This window comes from Christiangramia marina (assembly GCF_048285865.1).
GTDB classification, from domain to species: domain Bacteria; phylum Bacteroidota; class Bacteroidia; order Flavobacteriales; family Flavobacteriaceae; genus Christiangramia; species Christiangramia marina.
On sequence record NZ_JBLVTK010000002.1, the window covers coordinates 836,145 to 841,524 of the forward strand.

12 protein-coding genes are annotated in these 5,380 nt (G+C 40.2%); all 12 read right to left on the reverse strand.

Annotated elements, in window-relative coordinates:
- A partial coding sequence (gene rplX / locus ACNKXS_RS10420; RefSeq protein ID WP_417920782.1) for a 50S ribosomal protein L24 occupies positions 1-269 on the reverse strand: 269 nt, incomplete at its 3' end.
- 12 nt (positions 270-281) lie between these two features.
- On the reverse strand, positions 282-650 hold the full coding sequence (gene rplN, locus ACNKXS_RS10425; RefSeq protein WP_141876840.1) for a 50S ribosomal protein L14: 369 nt from the start codon (positions 648-650) through the stop codon (positions 282-284).
- A gap of 3 nt (positions 651-653) precedes the next feature.
- Positions 654-911, reverse strand: coding sequence for a 30S ribosomal protein S17 (gene rpsQ, locus ACNKXS_RS10430; RefSeq protein WP_026915154.1), 258 nt, complete (start codon positions 909-911; stop codon positions 654-656).
- 18 nt (positions 912-929) lie between these two features.
- On the reverse strand, positions 930-1,121 hold the full coding sequence (gene rpmC / locus ACNKXS_RS10435) for a 50S ribosomal protein L29 (protein ID WP_026915153.1): 192 nt from the start codon (positions 1,119-1,121) through the stop codon (positions 930-932).
- Between the two features lie 10 nt (positions 1,122-1,131).
- Positions 1,132-1,551, reverse strand: coding sequence for a 50S ribosomal protein L16 (gene rplP / locus ACNKXS_RS10440; protein ID WP_026915152.1), 420 nt, complete (start codon positions 1,549-1,551; stop codon positions 1,132-1,134).
- Between the two features lie 20 nt (positions 1,552-1,571).
- Positions 1,572-2,291: a 30S ribosomal protein S3 gene (rpsC, locus tag ACNKXS_RS10445; protein ID WP_026915151.1), complete on the reverse strand. Its 720-nt coding sequence runs from the start codon at positions 2,289-2,291 to the stop codon at positions 1,572-1,574.
- An 8-nt stretch (positions 2,292-2,299) separates the two neighbouring features.
- The gene (gene rplV, locus ACNKXS_RS10450) at positions 2,300-2,707 is read right to left on the reverse strand and encodes a 50S ribosomal protein L22 (RefSeq protein ID WP_011710691.1); all 408 of its coding nucleotides are present in this window, start codon (positions 2,705-2,707) and stop codon (positions 2,300-2,302) included.
- A gap of 8 nt (positions 2,708-2,715) precedes the next feature.
- Positions 2,716-2,994 carry a 30S ribosomal protein S19 gene (gene rpsS, locus ACNKXS_RS10455; RefSeq protein WP_011710692.1) on the reverse strand — a complete coding sequence of 93 codons (279 nt, stop codon included), beginning with the start codon at positions 2,992-2,994 and terminating at the stop codon, positions 2,716-2,718.
- A 3-nt stretch (positions 2,995-2,997) separates the two neighbouring features.
- Positions 2,998-3,834: a 50S ribosomal protein L2 gene (gene rplB, locus ACNKXS_RS10460; protein ID WP_298525468.1), complete on the reverse strand. Its 837-nt coding sequence runs from the start codon at positions 3,832-3,834 to the stop codon at positions 2,998-3,000.
- 9 nt (positions 3,835-3,843) lie between these two features.
- A complete protein-coding gene (gene rplW, locus ACNKXS_RS10465) occupies positions 3,844-4,134 on the reverse strand; it encodes a 50S ribosomal protein L23 (RefSeq protein ID WP_026915149.1) in 291 nt (96 codons plus the stop codon).
- A 9-nt stretch (positions 4,135-4,143) separates the two neighbouring features.
- Complete coding sequence (gene rplD, locus ACNKXS_RS10470) at positions 4,144-4,770, reverse strand: 50S ribosomal protein L4 (protein ID WP_417920783.1); 627 nt, start codon at positions 4,768-4,770, stop codon at positions 4,144-4,146.
- Positions 4,770-5,380: 50S ribosomal protein L3 (gene rplC / locus ACNKXS_RS10475; protein WP_417920784.1), on the reverse strand; the 611-nt coding region annotated here is incomplete at its 5' end. The genes rplD and rplC, both read right to left, overlap by 1 nt.

Consider the following 5,380-nt stretch of genomic DNA (forward strand, 5'->3'; position numbering starts at 1 on the left):
CCATCTTCTTCTCTATAACCAACTCTCGTTGTATCACCGTTCTTGTCGATAAGTGATAGATTAGAAATATGGATTGGAGCTTCTTTCTCCTTAATTCCACCTTGTGGATTAGAAGCACTAGGCTTCTCATGCTTAGAGATCATATTAACCCCTTCCACAATAGCTTTATTCTTCTCGATAAGTACCTTCTGTACTTTCCCTTCCTGACCTTTATGGTCACCAGCGATTACACGTACGGTATCTCCTGATTTTATTTTAAGCTTTGTCATTTTCTTAATGTATTAAAGCACTTCAGGTGCCAATGATACAATTTTCATGAATTGCTTATCACGAAGTTCACGTGCTACAGGACCAAATACACGAGTACCGCGCATTTCACCCTGAGGACCTAAAAGTACACATGCATTATCATCGAAACGGATATAAGATCCATCCGGTCTGCGTACTTCCTTCTTGGTACGAACAACAACTGCTGTTGAAACTGCACCCTTCTTGATATTTCCGTTAGGTGTAGATTCTTTTACACTGACAACTATCTTGTCTCCAACAGATGCGTATCGTTTCTTTGTACCTCCTAACACACGGATAGTAAGGACTTCCTTAGCTCCGGTATTATCTGCTACTTTTAGTCTGGACTCTTGTTGTACCATGATTTACTTCGCTCTTTCAATTATTTCTACTAATCTCCAAGTCTTGGATTTACTTAAAGGTCTTGTTTCCATGATCTTTACAGTATCACCTTCGTTGCAGTCGTTATTTTCGTCGTGTGCTACGTACTTTTTCGTTTTCAAAACGAATTTTCCATACATAGGGTGTTTTACTTTTTTCACTTCAGCAACCACTATGGATTTCTGCATTTTGTTACTTGTAACAACCCCTACACGCTCTTTTCTTAAGTTTCTTTTTTCCATCTTTCAGCAGAATAACAATTATTGTTGTTCTCTTTTAGTTAACTCTGTAGCTAGTCTCGCCACTTTTCTCCTTTCAGTTCTCAACTGTATCGGATTCTCCAAAGGCGAAACAGCGTGAGCCATTTTTAAATCTGAATAAGCTTTTCGAGACTTACCAAGCTCTTCTTGCAATTCTGCAACAGACAATTCTTTTACTTCTGATTGTTTCATAATTCCAATATTATTCTTGATAATCTCTAGCTACAACAAATTTTGTTCTTACCGGAAGTTTTTGTGCTGCAAGACGTAAAGCCTCTTTAGCAGTTGCCATCGGCACTCCACCAATTTCAAACATTATTCTTCCTGGTTTTACCACTGCTGCCCAATATTCCACGGCACCTTTACCTTTACCCATACGTACTTCAAGAGGTTTCTTTGTAATAGGCTTATCTGGGAAAATTTTGATCCAGATAGAACCTTCTCTTTTCATATATCGGGTAGCGGCGATACGCGCTGCTTCTATTTGACGTGCAGTAACAAAGCTGGAATCCATTGATTTGATTCCGAAGGTCCCGTTTGAAAGTCTGTGCCCTCTTTGAGCAAGCCCTTTCATACGGCCTTTTTGTTGCTTACGGTATTTTGTTCTTTTAGGTTGTAACATTTTTTCTTTCCTTTAAAAAATTACTTTCTACGACGTGATTTGTTTCCACCTCGTCCGGCACCGGATTTCTTTCCTTGGTTCTTTGCAAGACCAACTAGAGGCGAAAGCTCTCTTTTTCCGTATACCTCACCTTTCATGATCCATACTTTGATTCCCAATCTACCATAGGTAGTATGAGCTTCGATCAAAGCATAATCAATATCAGCCCTAAAAGTAGACAAAGGTATTCTTCCATCTTTGTATGATTCTGAACGTGCCATTTCAGCACCATTTAAACGTCCGGAAATCTCAATCTTGATTCCTTCAGCATTCATTCTCATTGCAGCCGCAATAGCCATTTTGATTGCACGACGGTAAGAGATTCTATTCTCAATTTGTCTTGCAACACTTGAAGCAACTAAATGCGCATCAAGTTCTGGCCTTTTGATTTCAAAGATGTTAATTTGAACCTCCTTGTCGGTAATCTTTTTAAGCTCTTCCTTAAGCTTGTCTACCTCCTGTCCACCTTTCCCGATAATGATACCAGGTCTGGCAGTAGTGATAGTAACGGTTACAAGCTTAAGCGTGCGCTCGATGATTACACGCGATACACTGGCTTTAGAAAGACGAGCATGGATGTACTTTCTAATCTTATCGTCTTCGGCAAGCTTGTCGCCATAGTCATTACCTCCGTACCAGTTGGACTCCCAACCTCTAATGATACCAAGGCGATTCCCGATTGGATTTGTTTTCTGTCCCATACTATCTCTTAGCTTTGTGTATTATTGTTTGCTCCAAGCACTAATGTAACGTGATTGGATCTCTTTCTAATTCGGTGTGCACGACCCTGTGGAGCAGGACGAAGTCTTTTCAACATACTTCCTCCATCTACACGAATCTCTTTCACAAATAGCTCAGCTTCTTCGAGGTTAGCATCTTCGTTCTTAGCCTGCCAGTTGGCGATAGCTGAAACTAAAAGTTTCTCTAAACGATTGGATGCTTCTTTTTTACTGAACTTTAGAATATGAAGCGCTTTTTCTACTTTCTCTCCTCTAACCAAATCCGCCATAAGACGCATTTTTCTAGGCGAAGTAGGGCAGTTATTTAACTTTGCAAAAGCTACCTGTTTCTTGGCTTCTTTTATTTGCTCTGCTCTTTCTCTTTTACGAACTCCCATAGCTTCAATTATTTTCTACCTTTATTTTTTGCACCTGCATGCCCTCTGAAAGAACGTGTTGGTGAAAATTCTCCTAGTTTATGACCCACCATATTTTCAGTTACATAAACAGGAACGAATTGTTTCCCATTATGCACTGCTATAGTTTGTCCTACAAAATCTGGAGTAATCATAGAAGCTCTAGACCAGGTTTTGATCACGGCTTTCTTTCCTGACTCAACATTCTGAGCCACTTTTTGTTCCAGTTTGTAATGAACGAAAGGTCCTTTTTTTAATGAACGTGCCATATCTTATTTCTTTCTAGTCTTTCTACGTTCTACAATATATTTATTACTCGCTTTTGTTCTCGAGCGGGTCTTGAATCCTTTAGCAGGAAGACCTTTTCTAGAACGTGGGTGACCACCTGAAGCTCTACCTTCACCACCACCCATTGGGTGATCGACAGGGTTCATCGCTACCGGTCTTGTTCTTGGACGTATACCCAACCATCTACTTCTACCAGCTTTACCACCAACCATTAATTGATGATCACTGTTAGATACAGCTCCGATTGTAGCAATACAAAGTGAAAGAACACGTCTAATCTCCCCGGAAGGCAACTTGATAGTTGCGTATTTACCTTCTCTCGCTAATAACTGAGCAAAAGCACCGGCACTACGCGCCATCACAGCCCCCTGCCCTGGTCTCAACTCAATACAGGAAATAACTGTACCAAGTGGAATGTTTGCCAAAGGCATTGCATTCCCGATCTCAGGAGAAGCAGCTTCGTTAGCAGAAACTACATTCTGTCCAACCTGAAGCCCGTTCTGAGCAATAATATACCTTTTCTCTCCATCCTGATAATTCAACAATGCGATAAAGGCCGTTCTGTTTGGATCGTATTCGATAGAAGCAACTGTAGCAGGTATTCCCTGCTTATCACGCTTAAAATCGATTACACGATACCTTCTTTTGTGACCACCACCTTTGTAGCGCATGGTCATTTTTCCCTGACTGTTTCTACCACCTGATTTTTTTATCGGCGCCAATAGGCTTTTCTCCGGCTTATCAGTAGTAATGGCGTCATACCCATTTACTACTCTAAAACGCTGACCAGGTGTAATTGGTTTTAATTTTCTAACTGACATTGTTTAATCTTAAAGATTACTGTATAAATCAATTGTTTCACCTTCCGCCACCTGTACTACTGCTTTCTTATAAGCATTAGTTTTACCAGTGATCATACCAGACTTAGTATATTTAGTCTTGCGATCCGGGCGGACATTCATAGTTCGAACTTTAGTAACAGACACGCCATAAGCAGATTCAACTGCGTCTTTGATCTGAATCTTATTTGCCTTGTTACTTACTACAAAAGTGAAGCGATTATTCATCTCACTATCTGTAGTAGCTTTTTCTGTAATAACAGGTTTAATCAAGATGCTCATAACGGTTTATTAACTTAATTTCGACTCAATTCCTTCTAAAGATCCTTCTACGAAGACGATACTCTTAGCATTAAGTATTTTGTAAGTACTTAATTCTGAGCTATTTATAACTTCTGAGGATTTTAAATTGCGCGACGACAAATATACATTTTTATTTGAGTCACCCAACACAATTAGCGATTTTTTACTGTCAATCCCCAGAGCCTGAAGAACTTCGATAAAATTCTTAGTTTTTGGAGTATCGAATGAAAAATCTTCAATTACCATGATAGCCTTGTCGTTTGCCTTAATTGATAGGGCAGACTTTCTAGCAAGACGTTTCAGGTTCTTGTTCAATTTGAAACCGTAGTTTCTTGGTCTTGGACCAAAAACACGTCCACCACCTTTGAAGATAGGAGACTTGATACTACCAGCTCTCGCTGTACCAGTACCCTTTTGTTTCTTGATCTTACGCGTAGACCCTGCGATCTCTGCTCTTTCTTTAGCTTTATGAGTACCCTGACGTTGATTAGCCAGATATTGCTTAACATCTAGATAAACAGCGTGCTCATTAGGCTCTATAGCGAAAACAGAATCAGAAAGCTGCACTTTTCTGCCTGTCTCTTTTCCTTTAATATCTAAAACTGCTACTTCCATTACTTACTAATGATTACGTATGAGTTCTTAGATCCCGGCACACATCCTTTTACTACTAAAAGGTTCTTATCTGCCACAACCTTTAAAACTTTCAGGTTTTCAACTTTAACTCTCTCGCCACCCATTCTTCCGGCCATCTTCATTCCTTTGAATACTCTCGCAGGATAAGAAGCAGCACCAATAGAACCAGGAGCTCTCAATCTGTTGTGCTGACCGTGTGTGGCCTGTCCAACTCCTCCAAAACCGTGTCTCTTAACAACACCCTGGAAACCTTTACCTTTAGATGTACCTGCGATATCCACAAATTCACCTTCTTTGAAATGCTCCACGGTAACAGAGTCACCAAGTTTATAATCTTCACTATATCCCTTGAATTCAACGACTTTACGTTTTGCAACGGTTCCTGCTTTTTTAGCATGCCCTTCAGCAGCCTTATTAACAGTCTTTTTGTCATCGAAACCAAGTTGAATTGCTTCATACCCGTCAACCTCTTTGGTTCTGACTTGGGTAACCAGGCATGGTCCAGCTTCGATTACGGTACATGGGATGTTTTTCCCATTCTCGTCGAAGATGCTGGTCATACCGATCTTTTTTCCTATTAACCCAGACA

What these genes read in the sequence shown, in the direction of transcription:
- rplN (WP_141876840.1), bottom strand. Translation starts at nt 650, where the DNA reads ATGGTACAACAAGAGTCCAGACTAAAAGTAGCAGATAATACCGGAGCT.
- rplD (WP_417920783.1), bottom strand. Translation starts at nt 4,770, where the DNA reads ATGGAAGTAGCAGTTTTAGATATTAAAGGAAAAGAGACAGGCAGAAAA.
- rpsS (WP_011710692.1), bottom strand. Translation starts at nt 2,994, where the DNA reads ATGGCACGTTCATTAAAAAAAGGACCTTTCGTTCATTACAAACTGGAA.
- rpmC (WP_026915153.1), bottom strand. Translation starts at nt 1,121, where the DNA reads ATGAAACAATCAGAAGTAAAAGAATTGTCTGTTGCAGAATTGCAAGAA.
- rplV (WP_011710691.1), bottom strand. Translation starts at nt 2,707, where the DNA reads ATGGGAGTTCGTAAAAGAGAAAGAGCAGAGCAAATAAAAGAAGCCAAG.
- rplW (WP_026915149.1), bottom strand. Translation starts at nt 4,134, where the DNA reads ATGAGCATCTTGATTAAACCTGTTATTACAGAAAAAGCTACTACAGAT.
- rplP (WP_026915152.1), bottom strand. Translation starts at nt 1,551, where the DNA reads ATGTTACAACCTAAAAGAACAAAATACCGTAAGCAACAAAAAGGCCGT.
- rplB (WP_298525468.1), bottom strand. Translation starts at nt 3,834, where the DNA reads ATGTCAGTTAGAAAATTAAAACCAATTACACCTGGTCAGCGTTTTAGA.
- rpsC (WP_026915151.1), bottom strand. Translation starts at nt 2,291, where the DNA reads ATGGGACAGAAAACAAATCCAATCGGGAATCGCCTTGGTATCATTAGA.
- rpsQ (WP_026915154.1), bottom strand. Translation starts at nt 911, where the DNA reads ATGGAAAAAAGAAACTTAAGAAAAGAGCGTGTAGGGGTTGTTACAAGT.